At 73.6% G+C, this 26920-nt stretch carries 21 protein-coding genes and 1 pseudogene; 19 read left to right on the forward strand and 3 right to left on the reverse strand.

All coding sequences use genetic code 11. The annotated features are described in order from the left end of the window. Positions 1 to 99: 99 nt before the first annotated feature. From ACFQRF_RS26325 to ACFQRF_RS26335, 3 genes are all read left to right on the forward strand, one after another. Positions 100 to 2163: a SpoIIE family protein phosphatase gene (locus ACFQRF_RS26325; protein ID WP_379873998.1), complete on the forward strand. Its 2064-nt coding sequence runs from the start codon at positions 100 to 102 to the stop codon at positions 2161 to 2163. Positions 2164 to 2290: 127 nt separating this feature from the next. Then, the gene (locus ACFQRF_RS26330) at positions 2291 to 2983 is read left to right on the forward strand and encodes a phosphatase PAP2 family protein (RefSeq protein ID WP_379874000.1); all 693 of its coding nucleotides are present in this window, start codon (positions 2291 to 2293) and stop codon (positions 2981 to 2983) included. A gap of 58 nt (positions 2984 to 3041) precedes the next feature. Then, a complete protein-coding gene (locus tag ACFQRF_RS26335; RefSeq protein WP_379874001.1) occupies positions 3042 to 4373 on the forward strand; it encodes a replication-associated recombination protein A in 1332 nt (443 codons plus the stop codon). A gap of 50 nt (positions 4374 to 4423) precedes the next feature. Here the strand turns inward: ACFQRF_RS26335 and ACFQRF_RS27760 are convergent. Beyond that, positions 4424 to 5181: pseudogene (locus tag ACFQRF_RS27760) on the reverse strand (IS982 family transposase); the annotation flags it as partial. 487 nt (positions 5182 to 5668) lie between these two features. Then, positions 5669 to 7261: a serine/threonine-protein kinase gene (locus ACFQRF_RS26345; protein ID WP_379874005.1), complete on the reverse strand. Its 1593-nt coding sequence runs from the start codon at positions 7259 to 7261 to the stop codon at positions 5669 to 5671. A 524-nt stretch (positions 7262 to 7785) separates the two neighbouring features. Here ACFQRF_RS26345 and ACFQRF_RS26350 point away from each other — a divergent pair. From ACFQRF_RS26350 to ACFQRF_RS26425, 16 genes are all read left to right on the forward strand, one after another. Beyond that, positions 7786 to 8178: a DUF948 domain-containing protein gene (locus tag ACFQRF_RS26350; protein ID WP_379874007.1), complete on the forward strand. Its 393-nt coding sequence runs from the start codon at positions 7786 to 7788 to the stop codon at positions 8176 to 8178. Next, positions 8175 to 8477: a DUF6167 family protein gene (locus ACFQRF_RS26355; protein WP_379874008.1), complete on the forward strand. Its 303-nt coding sequence runs from the start codon at positions 8175 to 8177 to the stop codon at positions 8475 to 8477. Before ACFQRF_RS26350 ends, ACFQRF_RS26355 begins: the two co-directional genes overlap by 4 nt. Then, on the forward strand, positions 8477 to 11149 hold the full coding sequence (alaS, locus tag ACFQRF_RS26360) for an alanine--tRNA ligase (RefSeq protein WP_379874010.1): 2673 nt from the start codon (positions 8477 to 8479) through the stop codon (positions 11147 to 11149). The genes ACFQRF_RS26355 and alaS overlap by 1 nt, the downstream gene beginning before the upstream one ends. A 76-nt stretch (positions 11150 to 11225) precedes the next feature. Further along, positions 11226 to 11708: a Holliday junction resolvase RuvX gene (ruvX, locus tag ACFQRF_RS26365; RefSeq protein WP_379874012.1), complete on the forward strand. Its 483-nt coding sequence runs from the start codon at positions 11226 to 11228 to the stop codon at positions 11706 to 11708. Then, positions 11701 to 13707: an endolytic transglycosylase MltG gene (gene mltG, locus ACFQRF_RS26370; protein WP_379874014.1), complete on the forward strand. Its 2007-nt coding sequence runs from the start codon at positions 11701 to 11703 to the stop codon at positions 13705 to 13707. The genes ruvX and mltG overlap by 8 nt, the downstream gene beginning before the upstream one ends. Before the next feature lie 48 nt (positions 13708 to 13755). Then, positions 13756 to 14601 carry a shikimate dehydrogenase gene (locus ACFQRF_RS26375; RefSeq protein WP_379874015.1) on the forward strand — a complete coding sequence of 282 codons (846 nt, stop codon included), beginning with the start codon at positions 13756 to 13758 and terminating at the stop codon, positions 14599 to 14601. 228 nt (positions 14602 to 14829) lie between these two features. Then, on the forward strand, positions 14830 to 15552 hold the full coding sequence (infC, locus tag ACFQRF_RS26380) for a translation initiation factor IF-3 (RefSeq protein WP_379874057.1): 723 nt from the start codon (positions 14830 to 14832) through the stop codon (positions 15550 to 15552). A gap of 295 nt (positions 15553 to 15847) precedes the next feature. Then, positions 15848 to 16039 carry a 50S ribosomal protein L35 gene (rpmI, locus tag ACFQRF_RS26385; protein WP_379874017.1) on the forward strand — a complete coding sequence of 64 codons (192 nt, stop codon included), beginning with the start codon at positions 15848 to 15850 and terminating at the stop codon, positions 16037 to 16039. 180 nt (positions 16040 to 16219) lie between these two features. Then, positions 16220 to 16597: a 50S ribosomal protein L20 gene (gene rplT, locus ACFQRF_RS26390; protein WP_114398267.1), complete on the forward strand. Its 378-nt coding sequence runs from the start codon at positions 16220 to 16222 to the stop codon at positions 16595 to 16597. A 14-nt stretch (positions 16598 to 16611) separates the two neighbouring features. Then, positions 16612 to 17433 (forward strand): TrmH family RNA methyltransferase, encoded by an 822-nt coding sequence (locus tag ACFQRF_RS26395; RefSeq protein ID WP_379874019.1) that lies wholly within the window; start codon positions 16612 to 16614, stop codon positions 17431 to 17433. 523 nt (positions 17434 to 17956) lie between these two features. Next, positions 17957 to 19030 carry a sensor histidine kinase gene (locus tag ACFQRF_RS26400; RefSeq protein ID WP_379874021.1) on the forward strand — a complete coding sequence of 358 codons (1074 nt, stop codon included), beginning with the start codon at positions 17957 to 17959 and terminating at the stop codon, positions 19028 to 19030. Between the two features lie 119 nt (positions 19031 to 19149). After that, positions 19150 to 20268: a phenylalanine--tRNA ligase subunit alpha gene (gene pheS, locus ACFQRF_RS26405; protein ID WP_379874023.1), complete on the forward strand. Its 1119-nt coding sequence runs from the start codon at positions 19150 to 19152 to the stop codon at positions 20266 to 20268. Further along, positions 20268 to 22775 (forward strand): phenylalanine--tRNA ligase subunit beta, encoded by a 2508-nt coding sequence (pheT, locus tag ACFQRF_RS26410; RefSeq protein WP_379874024.1) that lies wholly within the window; start codon positions 20268 to 20270, stop codon positions 22773 to 22775. Before pheS ends, pheT begins: the two co-directional genes overlap by 1 nt. A 144-nt stretch (positions 22776 to 22919) precedes the next feature. After that, a complete protein-coding gene (locus ACFQRF_RS26415) occupies positions 22920 to 23408 on the forward strand; it encodes a MarR family winged helix-turn-helix transcriptional regulator (protein WP_379874026.1) in 489 nt (162 codons plus the stop codon). A gap of 203 nt (positions 23409 to 23611) precedes the next feature. Beyond that, positions 23612 to 25054, forward strand: a complete 1443-nt coding sequence (locus ACFQRF_RS26420; protein WP_379874027.1) for an NAD(P)/FAD-dependent oxidoreductase — start codon at positions 23612 to 23614, stop codon at positions 25052 to 25054. Between the two features lie 46 nt (positions 25055 to 25100). After that, on the forward strand, positions 25101 to 25628 hold the full coding sequence (locus tag ACFQRF_RS26425; protein ID WP_379874029.1) for a hypothetical protein: 528 nt from the start codon (positions 25101 to 25103) through the stop codon (positions 25626 to 25628). Here ACFQRF_RS26425 and ACFQRF_RS26430 read toward each other — a convergent pair. Continuing rightward, positions 25621 to 26841: an SLC13 family permease gene (locus ACFQRF_RS26430; protein ID WP_379874030.1), complete on the reverse strand. Its 1221-nt coding sequence runs from the start codon at positions 26839 to 26841 to the stop codon at positions 25621 to 25623. The two genes, ACFQRF_RS26425 and ACFQRF_RS26430, sit on opposite strands and share 8 nt — an antisense overlap. Positions 26842 to 26920: the final 79 nt, after the last annotated feature.

The following is a 26920-nucleotide window of genomic DNA, read 5'->3' on the forward strand; positions in this document are numbered from 1 at the left end:
CAGGCGGTCATGTCGTTAAACTAAGCCGAATCGGATGTTCTTGGGGGAGGCCCGCGCAGGCGGGTGGGGGCATTCGTGCGACACAGGGATGATCTATAGGTGAACGGCACAACCGGCACGACCGACGGCTTCGCCGGTTCCGGGGGTTTGACCGATGCCGCCCTCACGGCGGAAATGGGAGATCCGGCCAGGGCCGCGTTTCTGCATGCGCCGGCGGCGATGCTCGTGGCCGACCGGTCGGGAGTCATTCTGCTGGTCAACCACGCTTTCGCGGACCTGACCGGTTTCACCCAGGACGAGGTGGCGCACCGCCCTTGGCCGGAGCTGCTCGCCGAGCCCGACGTGCGGCACGGATGGGAGCTGCACCGCCGGGCGCTGCAGACCCCGGAGGAGGAGCCGCAGCGCGGTGTCGAGCTCCGCTGCGCCGATGGAACGCCGCGCCGCACCGTCGTACGCCCCCGCCCCCTCGCCTTCGGGCACCGGCCCGCAGGGGCGGACGCGGAGGAGAAGACGGAGCCGCCGGAACCGTCCGGCGTCGTCGTGCTCTGTCATGGCCCCATGCGGAACGAGGAGACGCTGCGGGCCATCACCGAGCTGCGCACCGAGAACTCCGACACCGCGCTGTGGACGCTCGATCTGGCCACCGGCGAGATCGGCGAGCTGTTCGGCCCCTCACCGCTCGGCCGCCTCCTCGCGGGCGACAGCCGCACCATCGAGGAGATCCTCGCCCGGGTGCACCGCGACGACATCGCCCGGCTGCGCGACGCGCTGGAAGCCTCCTACCAGGGCGGCGACTACGAGCAGCGGTTCCGGATGTTCGACCAGGTCGGCGACGAACGCTGGCTGCACGCCCGCGCCCGCTTCGTCGACGGCGCCAGACCCCGGCTCGTCGGCATCATCGACGACGTGACCGAGCACGTGCAGCTCGTGCGCCGGCTGGCCGACCGCCGCCGGATCGAGGCCGCACAGGGCCGCCAGGTCACCGAGCTGGCCGCGAAACTGGTCTCGGCGACCACCCTGGAGGAGGTCACCGGACTGCTCACCGAGGAGTTCGTGCCCATCTTCGGCGGCAGCACCGCCACGGTCCTGCTGGTGGAGTCGGGCAAACTCCGCCTCCCCGCCTCGGCCACCGAGTCCTACGGCACCCGGCAATGGATCGAGGGCCGCGACGCCAGCGACACCTCCTATCCGATGGGCGCCGTCATCCAGGACCGCCAGCCGCGGTTCTTCGAGAGCCGCGCCGAAGTGCTCGAGCGCTTCCCCGCCGTGCAGGAGATGCTGCACCACACCAACGCCCAGTCCTGGGCCACCGTGCCGATCTTCGGCGACCGCCGAGTGGCGCTCGGCGTCTGGCAGGTCGCCTGGACCCAGCCGCACCACGCCACCCCCGACGAGCGGGCGCTCATGCTTACCCTCGCCGGCCTGGCCGGCCAGGCCCTGCAACGGGTCAACCGCCAGCAGGCCGAGCTGGAACTCGCCGACGCCGTGCAGCGCCGGATGCTCCCGCCCCAGCTGCCGGACTTCCCCACCCTCGACGTCGCCGTCCGCTACCTGCCCTCACGCGCCGGGTGGCGGGTGTGCGGCGACTTCTACGACGCCATTCAGCTCCCGGACCGCAGGGTCGGCCTGGTCGTCGGCGACGTGCAGGGGCACGGAGTCGAGGCCGCGGCGGCCATGGGGCAGATCCGGGTCGCCTTTCGCGCCTACGCCACCAACCAGGTCGACCCCGGTGTGGTCGTGGCCGAGACCAACCGGCTGCTCACCGAGACCGGTGAGATCCCCTTCGCCACCTGCGGGTACCTCGTCCTGGACCTGGAGAGCGGCGAGATGCAGGCCGCCTGGGCCGGCCAGCCGCCGCTCGTCATCGCCACCGAGAACGACTTCGAGGTGTGGGAGCCGGAGACCGGGCCGCCGGTCGGGGTCGACGGCGACAGCAAGTACCCGGTCAGCACCCGGCGGCTGCACCCCGGCGAGACGCTGCTCATGTGCTCCGACGGCCTGGTGGAGAGCGCGGAGGTCCCCATGGACGAGGGGCTGGAACGGGTCGGACGGGCGCTCCTCGGCATGACGGCCGACGTGCACGCCGCCGCCACCTCCCTCGCCGAGCTGACCCCCGCCGGGCGCGGCGACGACATCGCGATCCTCATCGCGCGGATGCGCTGATACGGCGGCCCTCCCGCGCGGCGGCCGGTACGGTCGAAGAGCGCCGTCCGCGCCGCGCGGTGCTGCGGATCCGCGAGGCGGGAAGGCGGCGGCGCAGCCACACGGCGAAGCGGAGGAGCGGTATCTCGTGGCGAACGAGCAGACGGCGGAGCCGGCCGTGACCGGGCCACGTCCGATCATCGCCGGTGCCGTCGCGCTGGCCGCGTTCGCCGTGCTGGCCGCCGCCTTCGTGGCAGGCGCCGGCCTGCCCGCCTACCAGGCGGTGGACACCGCCGTCACCGCCGAGGCGCTGACCACCCGCACCGCGGCCCTCACCCCGATCGCCCTGCTGCTGCACCACGTTGGCGAGTGGCCGGGGACCGGGGTCCTGGTCGCGGCGGTGGCCGTCCCGCTGCTGGCCGCGCGCCGGTGGTCCGCCGCGCTGCTGGTGGCCGGCTCCTGGCTCGTCACCTCCGCCGTGCTGGTCCCCCTGCTCAAGGACGTGTTCGACCGGGTCCGGCCCGCCGAGCAACTGGTCCCGATGGACTCACCGGCCTTCCCGTCCGGCCACGCGGCCTTCGCGGCCGTGCTGGGCATGGCCCTGGTGGCCGTCGTGCCACGGCACCGGGGATGGGTGCTGGCCGGCGCGCTGGTGTGGACCGCGCTCATGGCGTGGAGCCGGATCTACCTGGGCGTGCACTGGCTCTCCGACACCGTCGCCGGCGCCCTGCTCGGGTGGGGCGTGGGGCTGCTGGCCTGGGGGATCGTGGACCGGCGCGGCACCCGCGGCGGCGGCACCGGACCCGGGGAGCCACCCGCCGGGCGGCCCGGAGGCCGGTGAGCGCACCGTCGCCATCGCGCGGCGGGCCGCGTCCGGCGGAGGCCCTACGCTGGAAGACGTGTCCGAAACACTGTTCGACGACGCCGGAGCCGAAGCCCAGCGCGGTCAGGAGCCCCTCGCGGTGCGCATGCGCCCGCGAACCCTCGACGAGGTGGTCGGACAGCGGCATCTGCTCGGGGCGGGCAGCCCGCTGCGCCGGCTCGTCGAGGACGACGCGCCGATGTCGCTCTTCCTGTGGGGCCCGCCGGGCACCGGAAAGACGACGCTGGCCACCGTGGTCAGCCGGGTCACCCGGCGCAGGTTCGTGGAGCTGTCGGCGGTCACCGCCGGTGTGAAGGACGTGCGCGCCGTCATCGACGAGGCGCGGCGGCAGATGGGCATGCGCGGCACCCGCACCCTGCTGTTCGTGGACGAGGTGCACCGCTTCAACAAGACCCAGCAGGACGCGCTGCTGCCGGCGGTGGAGAACCGCTGGGTGAGCTTCATCGGCGCCACCACGGAGAACCCGTTCTTCTCGGTGGTCAGCCCGCTGCTCTCCCGCTCGCTGCTGCTCACCCTGGAGCCGCTCGCCGACGACGACGTGCGCGCGGTCGTGGCGCGCGCCCTCACCGACGAGCGCGGCCTGTCCGGCCGGCACACGCTCAGCGACGAGGCCGCCGGCCACCTCGTGCGGCTGGCCGGCGGCGACGCCCGGCGGTCGCTCACCTACCTGGAGGCGGCGGCGCTGGTGGCCGGCACCCGTCCCGAGATCACCGTGGACGACGTCGAACGCGCGGTCGACCGGCACGCCGTGCGCTACGACCGTTCGGGCGACCAGCACTACGACGTCATCAGCGCCTTCATCAAGAGCATGCGCGGCAGCGACCCCGACGCGGCCCTGCACTATCTGGCACGGATGATCGAGGCCGGCGAGGACCCGCGGTTCATCGCCCGGCGGATCGTCGTGCACGCCAGCGAGGACGTCGGCATGGCCGATCCGAGCGCCCTGCAGGTGGCGGTCGCGGCGGCCCAGGCCGTGGAACTCATCGGGCTGCCCGAGGCACGGATCAACCTCGCGCAGGCGGTGATCCACATCGCGCTCGCCCCCAAGTCCAACGCGGTCGTCACCGCCATCGACGAGGCGGCCGCCGACGTGCGCGCCGGCCGGGTCGGCGCGGTTCCCGCGCACCTGCGCGACGCGCACTACCGCGGTGCCCGCGAGCTGGGCCACGGGCAGGGGTACAAGTACGCCCACGACTACCCCGGCGGAGTGGCGGCACAGCGCTACGCTCCCGACTCGGTGGCCGGCCGCGAGTACTACCGGCCCACGACCCACGGCGCGGAACGGCGGTTCGGCGAGGTCCTGGACCGGATCAGGAGCGTGCTGCGATCCGAGCCCGACGGACGCTGAGCCCCGTGGGCTTCAGCGGCCAGCGTGCCGCCCTCCGGAGCCGGGGCTAGATCGTTGGTGCGCGCTTGGTGGCGTTGCGGGCCGGGCTGGTTCTTCCGTCTCCGGATGACCGCCTCGATGCGCATGTGCGGCCGGCCCGGGTAGACGCCGGGGGGCGTGCTCGTCGCGGCGGGCCGGGCGGATGAGCACGTGGCCCAGGCCGACGGCGGCCTTCTCGCCCCCGGCCCTGGAGCACATTCCTGGGCGTGGAGCAGGTGGCGGGCCTGCTCGCGTTCGCCGGGCTCCTTGGGGCCGGCCGGGGAGAACGCGCGTACCGCGCCGTCGGTGGTGGTGAGCATGAGTTCGGCGCCCCGGTGGAAGGCGTGGTGGGACTCGTCCATGCCGTGCCCGGCCACTTCGCCCGGGCCGGAGCGGTTCACCGTGACGCGGGAGGTTCCGCAGCGCACCGGGATGCCGTCAATCGACCAGAGTTTCCTGGTAGGTGGGGGTGGTGCGGGTCGGCCACAGGGCCACCGCGAAGAGCACCGGGGCCGGGGCGGGCAGGTGCCGGTTGTCCTCGGACCGGCAGGGCGGGCGCGGGGACGGGTGCCCGATCCGCGAGGGCGCTACGCGCGGCCGGTGGTGCTCGGTGTCGCGGCGCGGCGGTATCTGGGCGGTGGCGACGCGGACGGGGTCGGCGTTGGTGAGCAGGTGGGGCCGCCCGGGTCTGCGCCTCGATGGGCGGGGAGGCCAGGACATGGTCGTAGCGTGCGGTGAGAAGGGCGTCCAGGTCGTTGGTCGCACATCGATCGTGGGCGCCCTTCGCCATGCCCGCAGCCGGTTCCGTGATCTCCCAGCAACGATCTAGGTGTACTGACCCGAGAGGTTAGGGACGCGGGTGGGCCGCCGATCGCGGTGTGGAACCGGTGGTGATGATGCGGCCGGCTCGCGAACGCCTCTCGGCGTTGGGCCTCTGAGGGCGCGGAGTTCGGCCACGCGGTGTTCGCGGCGGGCGGGGGTGCGCGCAGCCGAGCGGTGGCGGCGGGGCCGTGGGCGCGGTAGCGGCCCGCCCAGCGCTGGGCGGTGGTCACCGCGGCCTGGAAGCGTTCGGCCGCGCGGTGCGGGGCCATCCGTCCTCGACGACGCAGTGGGCCAGGGCCGGGCGACCGGCAGGGGGCAGGCGGGCGTTGGCGTGGGCGGTGTGGGGCGTTGAGGGCCTTCCAGGTGGTGGGACGTCAGGCGTCCACACCGTTACCGGAGGCCCTCTTCGTTGATTCCGCCGGGGCTGGTGTTACCAATCTCTGTGGTCAGTATATCTAGCCGGTGGGCGGGAAGAGCTCGGTGATCGCCACGATCTCCGGCACGCCGTCCGGTCCCGGCTCCTCGGCGAACGTGACCTCCGCGATCACCACGCCGCCCCAGCTCAGGTAGTTGATGAAGTCCTGTCCGGTCACCGGGTAGCCGCCGCGGCCCTGCTCGTCGCTGGCCGACTCGCCCGCGGCGAGGCAGAACTGGGCGCACAGCACCTCGGCGTCGGGGGCGATCCGCGCCTCCTCGGGCTGCGCGGCGTCGGTGACGTCGCTCCAGCGGGCGCTCCACTCCTCGGACGTGACGGGCCCCGCGTTCCCGGGCGGCGTGCCGTCCACGGGCGCGACCTCGGTGTACACCCACGGCCCGTCCACCGGGTCGGGCTGCGGGATCGCCCCGAAGCGGACCGTCGCGGTGCGCTGCGCCGGGCTCGCCGCCGCCTCGGGGTCGGTGGAGCCGCCGCTCTGCGGGGACGGCTCGGCCGACGGAGTGGCCTGCGGCTCCGGCCGGTCCCCGAGCGCGCCGGCCGCCGCCCACGCGCCGGCGCCGATGGCTGCCGCGGCCACGGCGGCTCCCACCGCGATCAGTACGGCGCGGCCCCTGCGGCGCTCCGGGCGCTCCCGGCGGTCGTCAAGGTGGATGACGCGGGGCAGCCACGCGGGTTCGGAGATGCCCGGCCACTCCCGGTTGAGCAGCCGGGTGACGGCGGTGCCCGGCGCCGCTCCGGTGTCACCGGGCACCGGAGCGGCGGCGCTGGCGGCCGCCTCCCAGGCGGCGAGCACTCCGGTGAGCAGTTCCCGTCCCGTCGGCCGGTCGTCCGGCTCCTTGGCGAGCGCACGGCGCACCAGCGACGCCAGTTCATCCGGGACGCCTGCGATGTCCGGCTCTTCCGACAGCACCCGGGCGGCCACGGTCTCGGGCTCGCCCATGCCGAACGGGAACCGGCCCGTGGCGGCGAACGCGGTGACCGCGCCCCACGCGAACACATCGCCCACCGCGCGCGGCGGCTCGCCCCGGTGCCGCTCCGGCGCGAGCCAGCCGGGGGCGAACCGGCGGGTGATCTCGTCCCCCGGCAGCGCGCAGTCCAGCAGCCGCGGCCCCGAAGCGGCGAGCACGATGTTGCCGGGTTTCAGGTCCCCGTGCGCCAGCCCCTTGCCGTGTAGCGCCGCCAGCCCTTCGGCCACCGCGGCCGCCAGCGCGACCAGCCGTCCCTGCGACAGCGTGCCGCGCCGCCGCACGAACTGGGCGAGCGGCACCCCGCCGACGTAGGGCATCGCGAGCCAGGCGGGGTCGCCGAACGCGTCGAACTCCAGTGGCGGCACGTAGCAGCGCCCGTCCACGGTGGCCAGGACGCGCAGCCGCTGGTCCAGCCGCCCGCGCGTGGCCTCGTCGGGCACCCGGGCGGGGCGCACCGTCTTGACCGCCAGTACTCGTGGCGTCGCCGCCTCCGGGTCGACCCCCGCGTAGACCGTGCCGGTCTGTCCCGAGCCGATGCGGCCGATCAGCACGTAGCGGCCGATCGTCCGCGGGTCCTCCGGGGCGAGCGGGGAGAGGTCGGGCGGAACCAGGACGGAGATCGTCCGTTCGGAACGGCGGCTCATCGGGATCCTGTCTGCGCGTGGGTCCGGGTGGGCGGCGGGGCGTGCCGGCGTCCGCCGGGCCGGAGCGGGCCCGGCTCCGCCGTCTGGCGGATCGGGCGGGGCGGAACCCGGCGCGGCGCAATCGTAACGAACCGTGGACCATCCCCATTGTCCGTCATGCGAATCCGTTCACCGATCGTCACGTGACCGTGCTCACCGCCGCGGCGGGCCCCCGCGGGCACCGGTTCCACCTCGGCGGGTGGCGGAGCGTGACGGAGTGCTGCCGGTACGCACCCGGACGCGTGAATAATCTCTTGAGGACGCGCGACGGGAGAAGGGGGTTGCCCCATCCGTGGACGCGATAGGGTCGGGCCTATTCCGAGCTTCTGGTTCCGCCGGCCGGGACGCACCGCGTGGGGACTCACGACGCGGCGCCGCCCCGCCTGCGGACACCGGTGGCGTCACCGTCGTCCTCGGTGACGACGCGCCGCCGGTCCCCGTCCCGCTCGCCGACGCCACACCCCCGACCGTTAAGCGGAGTCCGCATGCTGACCGGAGGAGAAGTCGCCGCCCTGATCGCCGCGGTCGTCTGGGCGGTTCTGGTCGCGTTCCTGTGCGTGGCCCTCGTCAGGCTCACCCGTCTGCTGAACGAGACCACCAAGGCCGTGTCGGAGTTCGGCGAGCGGGCCCGCCCGCTGCTGGACGACATGGCGGCGACCGTGCGGCGCGCCAACACCTCCCTGGACCGCGTCGAGGAGATCACCGCGAACGTGTCCACCACGACCGAGGACGTGGCCAGCGTGACGGCACTGACCCGCTCGGTGGTGACCGGCCCCCTCGTGAAGGTGGCGTCGTTCTCCTACGGCGTGCGGCAGGTGCTCGGACAGCGCCGCGCGCTCGCCCTGGTCCGCACCCGGCGCCGCAGGGGGGACACGTGATCGGACGCCTGTTCAGCTTTGTCGCCGGAGCGGCGCTCGGCGGGTATCTTGTGCACAAGCTCAACCGCACCGCTCGCGCGTGGAGCCCGGGTGGCATCGCCGACCGCGTCGAGAGCCACGTCGCCGACTATCGCGCCGCTCTCCGCGAGTTCAACGAGGACGTCCAGGACGCCATGGAAGAACACGAGGCCGAACTGCGTCGTCGTTACCACGCGTCGAGACCGGCCGCCCGACCGGCCTCGCCGAGGCCACTCCCGGCACCGCAAACGAAGCCCACGACACTGAAGGACGGCCGCTGATGGAGACGGCAGAAATCGCTCGCCGCTTCCTCGCTTACTTCGAGACGAACGGACACACCGTGGTGCCGTCCGCGAGCCTGATCGCGGAGGACCCCACCCTGCTGCTGGTCAACGCCGGCATGGTGCCGTTCAAGCCGTATTTCCTCGGCCAGCGCACGGCCCCCTACGACCGTGCCACCAGCGCCCAGAAATGCGTCCGCACCATCGACATCGACGAGGTGGGCAAGACCGCGCGGCACGCGTCCTTCTTCCAGATGCTGGGCAATTTCTCCTTCGGCGACTACTTCAAGGAGAACGCCATCCCGTTCGCGTGGGACCTGCTCACGCGCTCCGTCGCCGACGGCGGATTCGGGTTCGACGCCGAGCGGCTCTGGGTCACCGTCTTCCACGACGACGACGAGGCCGAGGCGCTGTGGCGCGAGCGCGTCGGTGTGCCGGCCGAGCGCATCCAGCGCCGCGGCATGGCCGACAACTTCTGGTCGATGGGCGTGCCCGGCCCGTGCGGGCCCTGCTCGGAGATCTACTTCGACCGCGGCCCCGAGTACGGCCGCGAGGGCGGGCCGGTGGCCGATGAGAACCGGTACCTCGAAGTGTGGAACCTGGTGTTCATGCAGTTCGAGCGCGGGCCCGGCTCCGGCAAGGACGACTTCCCGATCCTCGGTGAGCTGCCCAGCAAGAACATCGACACCGGCATGGGCCTGGAGCGCATGGCCGCACTGCTGCAGGGCGTCGACAACATCTACGAGACCGACACGCTCGGCCGGATCCTGCACCGCGCCGCCGGCCTCACCGGCGTCCGCTACGGCGACGACGACCGCTCCGACGTCGGCCTGCGCGTGGTCGCCGACCACATGCGCACCGCCACCATGCTCGTCGCCGACGGCGTCCGCCCGGGCAACGAGAAGCGCGGTTACGTGCTGCGCCGCATCCTGCGCCGCTCCATCCGCAACCTGCGGCTGCTCTCCGGCGACGACGCGCACTACCTGCACGACCTCACCGACACCGCCATCGAGGCGATGGGCGGCCAGTACCCGGTGCTGCGCACCGACGCCGACCGCATCCACAGCGTGATCGACGCCGAGGAGCGCAACTTCGCCGACACGCTGCGCTCCGGCACCGTGCTGTTCAACCGCGCCGCCGAGCGCACCAAGGCCACCGGCAGCGCCGAACTCTCCGGCGCCGACGCGTTCCAGCTCCACGACACCTACGGCTTCCCCATCGACCTCACCCTGGAGATGGCCGGCGAGCAGGGGCTCACCGTCGACGAGGCCACCTTCCGCCGCCTCATGCAGGAGCAGAAGGACACCGCCAAGCGCGACGCCCGCGCCAAGAAACTCGGCAACGCCGACATCAGCACCTACGCCCGGCTGCTCGACGACTCCGGTGCCACCCGCTTCCTGGGCTACACCGACCACGAGAGCGAGGCGCGGGTCCTCGGCCTCATCGTCGACGGCGAGGCGGTGCCCGCCGCCCGCACCGGTGACAAGGTCGAGGTGGTGCTGGACAGCACCCCGTTCTACGCCGAGAGCGGCGGCCAGCTCGCCGACCAGGGCACCATCGCGGTCGACGGCCGCGGCGTCGTCGACGTCGACGACGTGCAGAAGCCCATCGGCGGGCTGTTCGTGCACCGCGGCACGGTGCGCTCCGGCGAGATCGTGGTCGACGACCAGGTGCACGCCGCCATCGACACCGACCGCCGCGCCTCGGTCTCCCGGTCGCACTCGGCCACCCACCTGATCCACTCGGCGCTGCGCAACGCCCTGGGTCCCTCCACCGGCCAGGCCGGCTCGGAGAACCAGCCCGGGCGGCTCCGCTTCGACTTCACCGCGAACAAGGCGCTGGACACCGCCGAGCTCGCCGCGGTCGAGGAGGAGGTCAACACCGTCCTGGCCGGCGACATCCAGGTGCGCGATTTCCAGACCTCACTGGACGAGGCCCTCGCCATGGGCGCCCTGGCCATGTTCGGGGAGAAGTACGGCGACCGGGTCCGCGTCGTGGAGATGAGCGACTACTCGCGCGAGCTGTGCGGCGGCACGCACGTCGCCGCCACCGGGCAGCTCGGCATCGTGAAGCTGCTCGGCGAGTCCTCGGTGGGCTCCGGCGTGCGCCGGGTCGAGGCCGCGGTGGGCATCGACGCCTTCCGGCGGCTGTCGCGGGAGTCGCTGCTGGTGAGCCAGCTCGCCGAGCAACTCCGGACCCCGCGCGAGGACCTGCCCCAGCGCGTCGAGGGCATCGTCACCCGGCTGCGCGCCGCGGAGAAGGAGATCGAACGGCTGCGCGCCGCCCAGGTGCTGCAGGCCGCCGCCGGTCTCGCCGCGGGAGCCCGCGAGCACGGCGCCGCGCTCGTCGTCACCCACCGTGCTCCCGACGGCACCACCGGGGACGACCTGCGCAAGCTGGCGCTGGACGTGCGCGGCCGGCTGGGCGAGGACCGCGCGGCCGTGGTCGCGGTCGCCAGCGTTCCCAAGGACCGCCCGGTCGTGGTGGTCGCCGTCAACAAGGCGGCCCAGAAGCTGGGGCTTCGGGCCGGCGACCTCGTCGGCACCGCGGCGCGTGCGCTCGGCGGTGGCGGCGGCGGCAAGCCGGACGTCGCCCAGGGCGGCGGCACCGACGCCGGAGCCGTCGACGACGCGCTGCGGGCGGTCGAGCGGCAGGCGGCGGAGGCTCGATGACGCTCGCACACCGGGTGCCGGGCCGCGGAACGGCCGGCACGCCCGCTGCCGTGCCCGTCGCGGGGGAGCCCGCCAGTTGAGGCACGGCGTACGACTCGCGGTCGATCCGGGCGACGCCCGGATCGGCGTCGCGCGCAGCGACCCCAGCGGCACGCTGGCCACACCGCTGGAGACCGTCCGGCGCGGCCCGGGCGACCTCGACCGCATCGCCCGCCTCGTGCTCGAACACGAGGCGCGCGAGGTGATCGTCGGCTACCCGGCGTCGCTGTCCGGAACGGAGGGGCCGGCCGCCCGCAAGGCGCGGTCCTTCGCCACGGCCCTGGCCCGCGTCCTGGCACCGGTCCCCGTGCGGCTGGTGGACGAACGGCTGACCACCGTCACCGCGCAGCAGCAGTTGCAGGGCGGGGCGAGCCTCGGCCGGCGCGGTGCGAGCGGCGGCCGCGCCCGGCGCGCGGTGATCGACCAGGCCGCCGCCACCGTGCTGCTGCAGAGCGCCCTGGACACCGAACGGCAGACCGGCCAGGCGGCCGGAAATCTGGTGGGAGTCGGCGATGAGTGACCGCGACGACTACGGGCCGCGTCGGCGCCGCGCCCGTCACGGCCGGCACTCGCGCGGTGGCGAGGACACCGCCGGCCGCGCCGCGCGAGGCGGCCCCGACGAAGCCGAGGACGACACGCCCGTCGGGCCGCACGCCGAGCCGCTCCGGCGCCGCAGACCCACCGGTCGGCAGCCGGTGGACGATCAGGACGCCGCCGCGTACGAGCTTCGGGAGCCCGCGGCGGCCTCCCGGGGCGGGCGGCGGCGGCGCCCCGGCTCCGCCGTGGACGACGATCCGCTGGGACCGCCCACGGGTCCGCGCGACTTCGGCGACCCCGCGGAGACGCCGTCCGAACCGCGCGGCCGTCGGCGGCGCGGCGCCTCGGCGCAGCCGGCCGAGCCGCCGCTCCGCCGCCGGTCGCTCGACCCCGACCCGGCCCTGGACGCCGAGAGCCCGGTCACGCCCCGCCGTGGCGTCCGCCGCGCCGCACCGGAACCGTTCGACGAATCGGAGCCCCGCGGCCGGCGCGCCCGGACCGATGACGAGCCACGGCCCACTCCGATGGACGGGCTCATGGCGCTCGGACAGCCGGTGGAACCCAAGGACGCCCCGGCGGCCGGGCGTCGGCGGCGCCCGGCCGCGACCCCCGTCGACCGCACCCCGGTGGCCGGACTCGACCTGGGACTCGGCGAGGAGGAGCCGCCCCGCCGCGGCTCGCACCGTTCACTCGCCACGGCAGGCTCCTCTGACCGTTCACTCGCCACGGGAGGCTCCCGCCGCGCGCGCACGGCCGAACCCGAGCCGGACGACGGCCCCGACGACGAGGCGTGGGACGAGCAGGAGGAGGCCGAGCGCGAGGATCGCGAGCACGAGTCCGAGCAGGGCCGGGGCGGTCGCCGCGGCGCCGCCCGGCGTGCCCGGCGGTCCGGCTCGGAGCCGTCGGCGGGCCGCCGAGGCGGCGGCCGGCGCGCCACCAAGCGCCGCCGTCGGCGCGGTCGGCTGTCGCCGGCCGTCCTGGTCCTGGTGGTCGTGCTCGTCGCCGGAGCCGGGACCGGTGGGGCCGTGCTGGCGCGCAACTACGTCTTCCCGCCGGACTACGACGGGGAGGGCAGCGGCGAGGTCGAGATCGTCGTCGGCTCGGGCGACACCGGCACCGACGTCGGCGAGACCCTGGAGGAGGCGGGGGTCGTCGCCAGCGTGCGGGCGTTCACCAACGCGCTGGACGGCGCGCACCTCGCGCCCGGCACCTACCGGCTGCGCGAGCAGATGAGCGCGGACGCGGCCATGGAACTGCTGATGGATCCGGAGTCCCGGATCGGGGTCCGGGTGACGATCCGCGAGGGGCTGCGCGCCAGCCAGATCCTCGCCGAGCTGTCCGAGGCGACCGAGATCCCGCTGGAGGAGTTCGAGGCGGCCTACGAGGACACCGCCGCGCTGGAGTTGCCGTCGTATGCGGAAAAGGGCGCGGAAGGCTACCTGTTCCCGGACACCTACATGATCGACTCCGGCATGTCCGCCGCCGAGATCCTGAATCACATGGTGCGGCGGTACGAGGACGCCGCGGCCGAACTGGAACTGGAGCAGCGGGCCGAGGCGCTCGGCTACACGCCGAACGAGATCATGGCGGTGGCGGCGATCGTGCAGGCGGAGTCCGGCGGGAAGGACGACATGCCGAAGATCTCCCGGGTCGTCTACAACCGCCTGGACGAGGGCATGAAGCTGCAGATGGACAGCACCTGCTTCTACGCCATCGGTGAGTACGGCATCGCGATGAACGCCCAGCAGCAGCAGGCGTGCCAGGACTCGGGGAGCGAGTACGAGACGTACTTCCGCGAGGGGCTGCCGGCCGGCCCGATCGTGAGCCCGGGCGCGGACGCCATCAACGCCGCGCTGGAGCCGGCCGACGGCAACTGGCGGTTCTTCGTCGCCACCGATCCGGAGAACGGCGTCACCGAGTTCGCCGAGACCGAGGCGGAGTTCTGGGAGCTGGTGAACCGGTTCAATCAGAGCCGGCAGTAGCGGTGCGCCGGAGGCACGGCGCGAGGGGACGGAAGGGAGACCACGGAGATGGTGAAGCGCGCCGCGGTGCTGGGCTCGCCCATCGCGCACTCGCTGTCGCCGGTGCTGCACACCGCGGCCTATGCCGAGCTGGGCCTGGCCGGTGAATGGGAGTACCAGCGTCACGAGTGCGCGGAGCCGGGGCTGGCCGCCTTCCTCGACGGATGCGACGCGTCCTGGGCCGGGCTGTCGCTCACCATGCCGCTGAAGCGGGCCGCGCTCTCGCTGGCCGACACGGTGCACGAGCCTGCGGCCGCGGTCGGCGGCGCCAATACCATCGTGTTCCGCGGCGGCCGGCGGCACGCGCACAACACCGACGTCGCGGGGATCGTCGCGGCCCTGCGCGAGGCGGGGATCGGCCGGGTGCGCACCGCGACCGTGATCGGCGCCGGCGCCACGGCCGCCTCGGCGCTGGCCGCGCTGCGCGAGCTGGGCGCGACCGAACCGCACGCGGTCACCGCGCTGGCGCGCTACCTGGGCCGTACCGCGGAACTCTCGGCCGCCGCCGAGCGGATGTCGGCCGTGGTGGACTTCGCGCCGCTGTCCGGCATCGAGCGGCACCTCGACGTCGACCTGGTCGTCTCCACGGTGCCGGCCGGTGCCGCCGATCCGCTCGCCGCGACGGTGGCGGCCGGGGGCGCCGCGGTCTTCGACGTCGTCTACGCGCCGTGGCCGACCCCGCTGGCCGCCGCGGCGGAGGACGCCGGGCGGACGGTGGTCGGCGGGTTCGAGATGCTGCTGCACCAGGCGGCCGTCCAGGTGGAGCTGATGACGGGCGTGCCGCGGGCTCCGGTCGAGGCGATGCGGGCCGCCGGTGCCGCGGAGCTGCGGCGACGCGCGACCGCCTCCGCCTAGCCGGGTTCCGGGAATACCCGAGTGGTCCGGAACCTTGATACAGTAGGGGTCTGACCTGATCCGGCGTCTCGGCGCCGGACACGTAAGCGGAGGCCGATCCTCCCACCTACCGGGGCGAGCCCCGTGTAGGTCCGGTACACGGAACCGAGCCGGCAGCGCGGTGATCCGCGTCGATCGTCGGCGCTCGGCGTCGTGGCACACCGGTGGCGACCCTGGTCGCCGGCCGGAGTGTGCTTCCGGTGGATCACCCCGCTTGCACCCGCTGGCGGGGTTTTGCTTTGTGGTCCGAACGGACTCGGGCGGCCCCCCAACACACACAGCGACACGACAGAGCTAGGGAGGGGTCCCATCAGCGCTGAGCCCCGCATCAACGACCGTATTAGGGTTCCAGAGGTCCGACTCGTCGGACCCAACGGCGAGCAGGTCGGCATCGTCCCGGTCGGGGACGCGCTGCGTCTCGCGCAGGAGGCCGACCTCGATCTCGTGGAGGTCGCGCCGACCGCCCGCCCGCCGGTCGCCAAGCTGATGGACTACGGCAAGTTCAAGTACGAGTCCGCGGTCAAGGCGCGCGAATCGCGCAAGAACCAGTCGAACACGATCATCAAGGAGATCAAGCTCCGCCCGAAGATCGACCCGCACGACTACGAGACCAAGAAGGGTCACGTGGTGCGGTTCCTCAAGGGCGGCGACAAGGTCAAGGTGACGATCATGTTCCGCGGCCGGGAGCAGTCCCGGCCCGAGCTGGGGTTCCGGCTGCTGCGCCGGCTGGCCGAGGACGTGCAGGAGCTCGGCCAGGTCGAGTCTCAGGCGAAGCAGGACGGCCGCAACATGGTCATGGTGATCGGCCCGCACAAGCGGCGCTCCGAGCACAAGGCGGAGGCCCGGGCCGCGGCCGAGGGCAGGCCCCGGCGCGTACCGCGTCCGGCCGCCGGAGCCGAGCAGGGGAGCTGACCGCCGCCGTCCGCCGGCGGTGCCGCGCACCGGTCGCCGGACGGCAGGCCATGGGTCCGACGGACACCTGGGCCCCACCCGCCCACGACGAGCGGGGGGATTCCGCGCCGTGGCGCCCTTCGGGGTGGAGCGGTGCGGGGTCGCCCCCGCGCCCGTGTGTGCCGGTGGGGGCGTTCGGCAGCGCCCTTCGTGGTGTGCCCGCGCCCACCAGCACACAGCACAGAGCGATCCAGGTTCCGTGCCGCCGGCCCCCGGCGGCACGCCGAGTGAGTAGTCGAAGGAGACGACGGCGACCATGCCGAAGAACAAATCACACAGTGGAGCCAGCAAGCGTTTCCGGGTGACCGGCTCCGGCAAGATCATGCGCCGCCGTGCCAACAAGAACCACCTCCTGGAGCACAAGCCGACCAAGCGCACCCGCCGCCTGAGCGCTGATGTCGTGCTGGCCACGGGCGACGCGAAGAAGATCAAGAAGCTGCTCGGCTAGCACGCCGAACGTCCGGGGTCCGCCGCGCGTGGGCCCGAGCCGCCACGGGCGCGCGCGCCCCCGAGCGGTACCCCAGCCCCCCGGCGGGCACGTCCGATCCGATCGGCCGCCGGTTCGCCCAACCGGAACGGCCGCCCGGTGGCGCACAGAACGCGCCCCGGTTACCCAAGAGGAGTCACAGTGGCACGCGTGAAGCGGGCTCTCAACGCCAAGAAGAAGCGCCGGGTCGTCCTTGAGCGCGCCAGCGGGTACCGCGGCCAGCGGTCGCGGCTGTACCGCAAGGCCAAGGAGCAGATGCTCCACTCGATGACCTACGCCTACCGGGACCGCAAGGACCGCAAGGGCCAGTTCCGCCGCCTGTGGATTCAGCGCATCAACGCCGCCGCCCGCGCCAACGGCCTCACCTACAACCGGTTCATGCAGGGCCTGAAGGCCGCCGGCATCGAGGTCGACCGCCGCATCCTCGCCGACCTCGCGGTCAGCGACGCCGCCGCGTTCGCGACCCTGGTCGAGACCGCGAAGAAGGCGCTGCCGGCTCCCGCCCAGTCCGCGGCCTGAGCACGGCGGTCGTGATGGCGGGCCACGAGTTCACCAGCATCCGGTCCCCGAGGATCAAGGGGGCTCGTCGGCTCGCCAAGCGCGCCTTCCGGCAGCGGGAACGGCGCTTCCTCGCCGAAGGCCCGCAGGCCGTGCGGGAGGCGCTCGCCCGTCCCGGTGTCGTGCACGAGCTGTACACGACCGCCGAGGCCACCCAGCGGCACGCCGACCTCGTCGCCGCCGCCTCCGCCTCCGGGGTTCCGGTCCACCGGGTCACCCTGGAGGTCATGAGCGAACTCGCGCAGACGGTGACCCCGCAGGGGCTGCTCGCCGTCTGCTCCTTCGTCGACGTGCCGCTGGCCGCCGTCTCCGGCGCTCGCCTGGTGGCGGTGCTCTCCCACGTGCGCGACCCCGGTAACGCCGGCACCGTGCTGCGCACCGCCGACGCCGCCGGGGCCGACGCCGTGATCTTCACCGACGCCTCCGTCGACCCCTACAACGGCAAGTGCGTGCGCGCCTCGGCCGGCAGCCTCTTCCACCTCCCGGTCGTGGTCGGGCCACGGGTGGCCGAGGTCGTCGAGCACCTGCGTGCGGCCGGCGCCCGGGTCCTCGCCGCCGATGGCACCGGCGAGCGCGACCTCGATTCCGCGGCCGATGGCGGCGACCTGTCCGGCCGGGTCGCGTGGATCTTCGGCAACGAGGCGTGGGGGCTGCCCGAGGAGACGCTGGCGCTCGCCGACGCCGCGGTGCGCGTCCCCATCTACGGCGGCGCCGAGAGCCTGAACCTCGCCACGGCCGCCGCGGTGTGCCTGTACACCACCGCCCGCGAGCAGCGCCGCGCCCCCGTCCCCGGCTAGCCGCACCCGCCGCTCCCCGGTCCCGCCGCACCGTCGGGTGCCGCCGCGCCGATCGGCACCGGTCCGGCCGTCCCGCCATCCGTGGGCTCCCCGTCCCGGCCACCGCCGAGTGGCCATGGGCCCGTTATGCGCGCGGAGACTCACGACCCTTAATCCGGGTAGCCCGGTATCCCCCCTGTTCCCCGCCCTGATCGCCGGACATTCGGCTACAGAGTGTGGTGGTTCACCCCAGAATCACCGAAAAATAGGGGCAATATCGGGGCGTCGTGATGTTGCTCGCCTACCCTCAGTTGCCGATACGCTCAAGCTCTCACCTCACGGCCGCTCCGGCGGCCCGTCCGACGGACCGCGTGGGACGGGGAGGGGCGAGATGCGAGGTCAGGCGCGTAGCCGGCCCGGGCAGCGGGTACTGACCTTCGGTGTCATGGCCGGAGCGTGGCCGTTCGGTGACGGTCGGCACACAACATGGGCGGTTGCGCACTCCAGCGGCGCGGATGTTCGTATATGGCTTGGGGAGGCGGTCGTGCGCGGCGACCAGTCGGCGGATGGAGCCGGTCGGCATGCTCAAGGGCTCTCTCCTGAGGACCTGCCCGACGGGGTGCTGGTCGCCGACCGCCACGGCCGCGTGGTGATCTTCACCCGCATGGCCAGCCGGCTCACCCGGGTGCCCGCCTCGGCTGCGCTGGGCCGGGACTTCCGCGACGTCCTGCCGCTGCACGACGCCGAGGGCCGCGACTGGTGGAAGTACAGCGACCCTTACGGAGGGCTGCGGATCCGCACCCGCCAGCCCGAACGCACCCTGCTGCTCGCCGACGGCCGTGAGATCCTCATGTCCGCGCGCTACGTCCGCGAGGAGCGCGGCGGCGACGTCGTGCGGCTCGTGGTGACCCTGCGCGACGCCGCCCACCGCGTCCGGAGCGAGCGTGACCGCGCCGACCTGGTCTCCACCGTCGCGCACGAGCTCCGCTCCCCGCTGACCAGCGTCAAGGGCTTCACCGCCACGCTGCTGGCGAAGTGGGAACGTTTCACCGAGAACCAGAAGCTCATGATGCTGGAGACCGTCAACGCCGACGCCGACCGGGTGACCCGGCTCATCGCCGAACTCCTCGACGTCTCGCGGATCGAATCGGGGCGGCTGGAACTGCACCGGCAGGTGGTCGACCTTCCCGAGTGCGCCCGCAAGGTCGTCGCCGGGCGTGTCGCGTCCGGCGATCCGGTGGAGCGGTTCCGGCTCGCCGTGCACGGCCCGCTGCCCGAACTCTGGCTGGACGCCGACAAGGTCGAGCAGATCATGGCGAACCTGGTGGAGAACGCGGTACGGCACGGCGCTGGTACTGTCACCATTGTGATCGAGCCGCACGAAGGAGGCGCAGCGGTGTCCGTGCGCGACGAGGGCGAGGGCATCGCGCCCGATGCCGTTCCGCGCGTCTTCCGGCAGTTCTGGCGCAGCAAGCGCCGGGGAGGCACCGGCCTCGGTCTCTTCATCGTCAAGGGGCTGATCGAGGCCCACGGCGGCTCCATCACGGTCGGGCGCGCTCCCAGCGGCGGCGCCGAGTTCCGATTTACCGTGCCCGCCGGCACTCCCGAGTTCGCCTGAGCGGACCGGACACCAGGCGGCGGGCGACACCAGCTACCTTGTCGGCTTGCGCCCGCCGTGCCGCGGCGGGCCGTGACGGCCGCCCGGCCCCACGGCGCGGGCGGTGAGGCTACTTGACCATGTCTGCACCGAACAATTCCTTTGATCCCGTCGAGGTGACCCCGTTGCACCCGGACGAGGTCGCCCGCATGCGCGAGGAGGCGCTGGCCGCCATCGCCGCGGCCGGCGACCTGGCCGCCCTCAAGGAGGTCCGCCTCGCGCACGCCGGCGACCGCTCGCCGCTCGCGCTGGCCAACCGCGAGATCGGCGCGCTGCCGCCCGCCGCCCGCGCCGAAGCCGGCAAGCGGGTGGGCGGCGCCCGCCGGGACGTCTCCGAGGCGCTGAAGCGCCGCCAGGCCGAGCTGGAGGAGGAGCGCGACGCCCGCGTCCTCGTCGAGGAGGCCGTGGACGTCACGCTGCCCTGGAACCGGCGGCCGCGCGGCGCCCGGCACCCGCTCACCACCATCGCCGAACGCATGGCCGACATCTTCGTCGGCATGGGCTTCGAGGTGGCCGAAGGGCCCGAGGTCGAGGCGGAGTGGTTCAACTTCGACGCCCTGAACTTCCTTCCGGACCACCCGGCCCGCACGATGCAGGACACCTTCTTCGTCGAATCGCCCGGCGGTGGCGACTCCGGGCTCGTGCTGCGCACGCACACCTCGCCGGTGCAGGTGCGCTCGCTGCTCGACCGGGAGCCGCCGGTCTACGTCGTGGCGCCCGGCCGGACGTTCCGCACCGACGAGCTCGACGCCACCCACACGCCGGTCTTCCACCAGCTGGAGGGCATGGTGGTCGACGAGGGCATCACCATGGCGCACCTGCGCGGCGCCATCGACGAGTTCGTCGCCGGCATGTTCGGCGCGGGACTGCGCACCCGGTTCCGGCCGTCCTACTTCCCCTTCACCGAGCCCTCGGCGGAAGTGGACATGGAGTGCTTCGTCTGCCGCGGCGCCTCGGTCGGCAACCCCGAGGCGCCCTGCCGCACCTGCGGCTCCGAAGGGTGGATCGAGATCGGCGGCTGCGGCGTGATCAACCCGCGGGTGCTGGTGGCGGCCGGGGTCGACACCGAGCGCTACAGCGGCTGGGCGTTCGGCCTCGGGGTCGAGCGGACCCTGATGTTCGCGCACGGGGTCCGCGACATGCGCGACATGGTGGAGGGTGACGTCCGGTTCACCTCGGCGTTCGGGATGGAGATCTGATGCGCGTCCCTGTTTCCTGGCTGCGCGAGTACGCGCCCCTGCCGGCCGGCGTCACCGCACGCGAGCTCGCCGCCCGGCTGATCGCGGCGGGGCTGGAGGTCGAGACCGTCGACGAGCTGGGGGCCGACGTCACCGGCCCGCTCGTGGTGGGCCGGGTGCTCGCCATCGAGGAGCTCACCGGGTTCAAGAAGCCCATCCGCTACTGCCAGGTCGACGTCGGCGCCGCCAATGGGTCCGGCGAACCGCAGAACATCATCTGCGGCGCGCGGAACTTCTCCGAGGGCGACCTCGTCGTGGTGGCCCTGCCCGGAGCGGTGCTGCCGGGCGGCTTCGCGATCGGCGCGCGCAAGACCTACGGGCGGATGTCGGAGGGCATGATCTGCTCGGCCGCGGAGCTGAACCTGTGGGAGGACCACGCGGGCATCATCGTGCTGCCCGAAGGGTTCGCCGAGCCGGGCACCGACGCCTTCGGGCCGCTCGGGGTGCGCGACGACGTCCTCGACATCGCCGTCACCCCCGACCGCGGATACGCGCTGTCGATCCGCGGAGTCGCGCGCGAAGCGGCGATCGCCTACGGGGTGGAGTTCCGCGACCCGGCCGACGTCCCGCTGCCCGAGACGGCGGACGGCGCCGCCGGCTACCCGGCATCGGTGGCCGACCCGGCGCTCTGCTCCCGGTACGTGCTGCGCGGCGTCACCGGTTTCGACCCCGACGCGCCGACCCCGCTGTGGATGCGCCGCCGCCTGGCCATGACCGGGGTGCGCTCCATCTCGCTGGCGGTCGACGTCACCAACTACGTGATGATGGAGCTGGGCCAGCCGCTGCACGCCTGGGACCGCGCCCGGGTGCGCGGCCCGATCACGGTGCGGGCCGCGCACCGCGGCGAGCGGCTGGAGACGCTCGACCACGTCAAGCGGGCCCTGGATCCCGACGACATCCTCATCACCGACGAGTCGGGGCCGATCAACATCGCCGGTGTCATGGGCGGTCTGGACACCGAGATCGGCCTGGAGAGCACCGAGGTCCTCATCGAGGCCGCGCACTTCGACGCCGCGCACATCGCGCGGACCTCCCGCCGTCACCAGCTCTCCTCGGAGTCCTCCCGCAGGTTCGAGCGGGGGGTGGACTCCGCGGTCCAGCTGGCCGCGGCCACCCGTGCGGTCCGGTTGCTGGCCGAGCTGGGCGGTGCGGTCGTCGAGGACGCCGTCACCCACCTCGACCTCGGCGCGGCCCGGGAGCCGATCGCGCTGGCCGAACGGCACGCCGCCCGGGTCGCCGGGGTGGACTACCCGCCGGGTGCGGCCGCCCGCCGGCTCCGCGAGATCGGGTGCGCCGTCACCGAGGCCGAGGACGGCGGCACGCTCCTGGCGACCCCGCCGTCGTGGCGGCCGGACCTGAGCGACCCCAACGACCTCGCCGAGGAGATCATCCGCCTCGAAGGCTACGAGAACATCCCGTCGATCCCGCCGCGGGCGCCGGCCGGGCGCGGGCTGACCCCGGGGCAGCGGCTGCGCCGGGCGGTCGGCCGCGGGCTCGCCGGGGCGGGCTTCGTCGAGGTGCTCAGCTACCCGTTCGTTGGGGAGCGGGACCTCGACGGCCTGCAGCTGCCGGCCGGGGACGACCGGCGCCGCGCGCTGCGGCTGGCCAACCCGCTCAACGACGACGAGCCGCTGCTGCGCACGACGCTGCTGCCCGGGCTGTTCAAGGCCCTGGCGCGCAACGTCGGCCGCGGGTTCGGCGACGTCGCGCTGTTCGAGACGGGGCTGGTGTACCACCCGCGCGCGGGGGCACCGGACCGGGCGCCGATGCTGGCCGTGGACCGCGGGCCGACCGCCGAGGAACTGGCTGCGGTCGAGGCGGCGCTGCCCGAGCAGCCGCGGCACGTCGCCGCGGTGCTGACCGGGGAACGTGAGCCGGCGGGCTGGTGGGGGCAGGGCCGCCCCGCCACGTGGGCGGACGCGATCGAGGCCGCGCGCGAGGTGGCGCTGGCGGCCGGCACCGAGCTCGTCGTGCGCGCGGCGCAGCACGAACCGTGGCACCCGGGCCGGTGCGCCGCGCTGTACGTCGTGGGAGCCGAGGGGGAGGTGGCGGCCGGGTACGCCGGCGAGCTGCATCCGCGCGTCATCGCGGCGTTCGGCCTGCCGGCGCGTACGGCGGCCATGGAGCTCGTGCTGGACCGGGTCGAGCGGGCGGGCGCGCCGCCGACCGCCCCGGAGGTATCGGCCTACCCGGTGGCGACCCAGGACGTGGCGCTCGTGGTGGACGCGGCGGTGCCGGCCGGCGAGGTCGAAGCCGCGCTGCGCGACGGCGCGGGCGAACTGCTGGAGAGCCTGCGGCTGTTCGACGTCTACACCGGCGAGCAGGCGGGAGCCGGCCGCAAGTCCCTGGCGTACACGCTGCGGTTCCGTGCGGCGGACCGGACGCTGACGGCGGAGGAGGTCTCCGCCGCCCGCGCCGCCGCGGTGGCCGCCGCCACCGAGCGGACCGGCGCCGCCCTGCGCGGCTAGCCGGCACATCGGCCGGCCGGGGTGCCGGGCACGGCCCCCGGCCGGAGTCCGGCGCTTTCGGCCGGCCTGTCTTCTTCCTGGAAAGATACTTCCGGTTACACTGAGGGGTGTCGGCCACGTGCCCGTGGCCCGGGGGAGGGGAACATGACCGTCGAAGGCGATCGGGTGGCCGCAGCGGAACCGGACGACGACGAGCTCATCACGGCCTGGGGCCTGTTCTACGAGGCGCTGCACCTGACGTCCCCGCTGCTGCTGGAGGGGATCGATCCGTGCGGCAAGGATCTGTCCGGGCCGTGGTTCGAGGTGCTGCTGCGGCTGCAGCGCTCACCGGGCAACCGGCTGCCCATGAGCGAGCTGGCCCGTCAGGTGTCGCTGAGCAGCGGCGGATTCACCAAGCTGGCCGATCGCCTGGAACGCCGCGGGTACCTGGCCCGGCAGTCCTGCCCCTCCGACCGCCGGGTGACCTATGCGGCGCTGACCCCCGAGGGGCTCGCGCTGGCCGAGCAGGCGCGGCGTAAGCACGTCGCCCTGCTCCGCACGCACCTGCTCGCGCCGCTCGGAGCGGAGGGCGTCCGGCAGTTCGCCGCCCGTGCCCGCGAGCTCCGGGACAGTTCGGCGCGCGCGGTCGGCTGACGGAGCGGAACCGGCTCTGCGGCGTGATCGTCCGAGGAGTGCGGGAGAACCCGCAAACCACGCAAACCCGCCCGCTACGCTGGCGATGATCTTGGATCCGTCACCACCGGATCCACCGCCATCGTCCGTGGTCCGAGCGGGGACCGGCCGGCCGTGCGCCGGGAGCGGACGCGTCCAGCATTGTCGAGCCAGGGGAGATTCCGTTGAAACTCGTCGCCAGCGCGGCCCAGATGCGCGCAGTGCCCCGTTCGTCGGAGTTCCGCAACGGCGGCGTCTCCTTCTGGTTCCGCCAGACCGGCCTGCCCGACCGCCGCCCGGCGCTCCCCGGGTCCGCCGACTACGACGTCTGCGTCGTCGGCGCCGGCTACACCGGACTGTGGACCGCCTACTACCTCAAGAAGGCGCAGCCCGACCTGCGGATCGCGCTCCTGGAGCGCGAGTTCGCCGGGTTCGGCGCCTCGGGCCGCAACGGCGGATGGCTGTCCGCGCACCTGGCGGGCTCCCGGGAGCGCTACGCCGCCCCCCACGGCAAGGGCGGGGTGATCGCACTGCAGCGCGCCATGATGGCCGCCGTCGACGAAGTGATCCAGGTCGCCGCCGCCGAGGAGATCGACGCCGACATCGTCAAGGGCGGCATGCGCGTGGTCGCCACCAACCCCGCCCAGCGCGCCCGGCTCCAGGAAGAGGTGCGGTTCCTGCAGGAGTGGGGCTACTGGCCCGAGGACATCTACCTGCTCGAACACGACCACGAGCCCCGGCTGCGCGTGGACGGCACGGTGGTCGCCGCCCACAGCCCGCACGCCGCACGGATACAGCCGGCCCGGCTGGTGCTCGGGCTGGCCCGGACGGTCGAGCGGCTCGGCGCCGACATCTTCGAGAACACCCCGGTCACCGAGATCCGGCCCCGGGACGGCGACCAGCCGGCGGCCGCGGTCACCGAGCACGGCACCGTGCGCGCCGGGCACGTCATCGTGGCCACCGAGGCGTTCACCGCGTCGCTGCACGGCCAGCGGGCGCGCTGGCAGCCGGTGGGCAGCGCCATGATCGTCACCGAGCCGCTCAGCGCCGACACCTGGCGGCACATCGGCTGGGAGGGCCGCGAGGTCCTGCGCGACGCCGCGCACGCGCACGTCTACGCCCAGCGCACCGCCGACGACCGCATCGCCATCGGCGGCCGCGGCGCCCCGTACCGGATTCGCGCCGGGAGCGACACCAACGGTGCCACCCAGCCGCAGGCCATCGCCGAACTCTGGCGCGCACTGGCCCGCCTGTTCCCCGCCGCCTCCGACGCCCCGGTGGCCCACGCCTGGTCCGGCGCCCTGGGGGTCCCCCGCGACTGGTGCCCGACCGTGGACCTCGACCCGGCCACCGGCCTGGGCTGGGCCGGTGGCTACGTCGACAGCGGGGTCACCGCCAGCAACCTCGCCGGCCGCACCTTGCGCGACCTCGTCCTGGACCGGCAGAGCGAGCTCACCCGCCTGCCCTGGGTCGGCCGAAGAGCCCGCGGCTGGCAGCCCGGGCCGCTGCGCTGGATCGGCACGCAGGTCTCCCAGGGCCTGCTGCGCACCGCCGACCGCCGGGAGGCGCACCACGTTTCGCAGACGTCCACCCTGGCCTCGCTCGCGGAGAAACTGTCGGGGCGGTGAGGCGGTTTCCGGGACGGCGACCGACTTTTTTAGTAGATCGAAGGTCATGTACGCGATGCCCGAGGTGCCGTTCCCGGAACTGATCAACAGGCCAAAGGCCACCATGGCCAAGCTGGCGCAAGCCCGTCCCCACGGTTTGCGGCTACGACGCCGGGACGATGTCGATCTGGTGCTGCGTGAGGTTCCGGCCGATGACCCGCGCACCAGGACGGTCGACATCGCGGTCAAGCTCCTGGCCGAACTCATGCAGCACGCGGACGTCAGGCGGCTGGTCGTCGCCGACGTGGCCCCTCAGGTCTTCCCCTGGATTCGCTTCCTGCCCAGGGAGGCGGGAGAGGAGTTCCTGCAGCAACTCGCCGACCTGCTCCGGGCCACCGAGGAGCTGGACGACCCGGCCCCGGTCCTCCACCTGGTGACCGAGTGGCAGCACACCGCCGAGGTGTACGCGGATCCTGAGCTGCTGGCCATCCTGATGCGCGGCGACGATGAGCACGGCGATTTCGGGCCAGTTCCCCCGCCGCCGGGAGCGGGGACACGAGTCCGAAGCGTGGAGATCGGGCCGCCCCTCACCTGACCAGCAGGAACGCCCCGGTCGCCGCGGTGACCGCCAGTGTGGCGGTCACCGCGCCCGTCAGGACGAACCGCGCCCACGGGACCCGCACCCCGTGACGGCGTAGGTGCCCCAGGCAGATCAGGGTGGCCAGCGACGCCCACGGCAGGGCGAGGGGGCCGGCGTTCACGCCGATGAGCAGGCCGAGCAGGCGGTCCAGGTCGCCGGCGGGCAGGACGCGTTCGGCGGCCAGGTAGACGGGCAGATTGTTGAAGAGGTTCGCGGCGACGGCTCCGGTGGCCGCCGCGCGGATGACGCCGGCCGGTCCGGAGCCGTCGCCGAGCAGCGCGCGCAGAATCTCGCCCAGGCCATTGGCCGCGATGGTCTGCACGGTGAGGAACAGGCCGGTGACCAGTACCAGCAGCCGCCAGGGCAGCAGCCGGACCCGCAGCGCCGTGCGTCTTCGGACCAGGAAGGCGCCGGCCAGCACGGCGACGCAGCCGGACGACACCCAGGCGACGCCCACCCCGCTGACGGCGCCCGCGGCGAAGACCGCACAGGTGGCGAGTGCCAGCCGGAACAGCACCGGGTCGCGCGGGCGGTGCCCGGGCGGCGACCGGTACCGGCCACCGGTGGCGTTCGCATGGATCGCGCCGCGCCAGTAGCCCGCCCACAGGCATGCCGCGGTCACCGTGATCGCGGCGAGTTGCGGGCCGATCATCAGGGCGGCGAACCGCGGTGCGCTGAGCGCGACCCGGTCGGCGGCGAGCAAGTTGGTCAGGTTGGAGACCGGCAGCAGCAGGCTCGCGGTGTTGGCCAGCCACAGCGCCGTCATCGCCAGGGGGAGCGGGGACAGACCGGTGCGGCGCGCCACGGCCAGCATCACCGGGGTGAGCAGCACGGCGGTGGTGTCCAGGTTCAACGTGATGGTGGTGACCGAGGCCAGCAGCACGCACAGCGCGAACAGTGCGGCGGGGCGACCGCCCGCCAGGACCGCCATCCGGTCGGCCAGCACGTCGAACACCTCGGCCTCGGCGACGAGTTCGGCCAGCACGATGACCGTCGCCAGGAACAGCAGGATCGGCAGGGTCCGGCGCATGGTCTCCGCCGCGTCCGCCCACGGCAGCGCCCCGGTCAGCACGCAGAGCACACCGAGGGCGAACAGCCCGGCCGCGACCGCGTCCAGACCTCCGATCCGCCGCACCTGCGCCCTCCCGTCCAGTACCCGTCGTCCCATTGTCGGATGTAGAGCCGGCCGCCGTGCTCCTCAATTCTTATGCAGCGGCTTGCATAAAATTACGACAGCCTGCAATATG

The sequence above is a fragment of the Marinactinospora rubrisoli genome (genome assembly GCF_042664915.1).
In the GTDB taxonomy this organism is placed as follows: Bacteria; Actinomycetota; Actinomycetes; order Streptosporangiales; family Streptosporangiaceae; genus Marinitenerispora; species Marinitenerispora rubrisoli.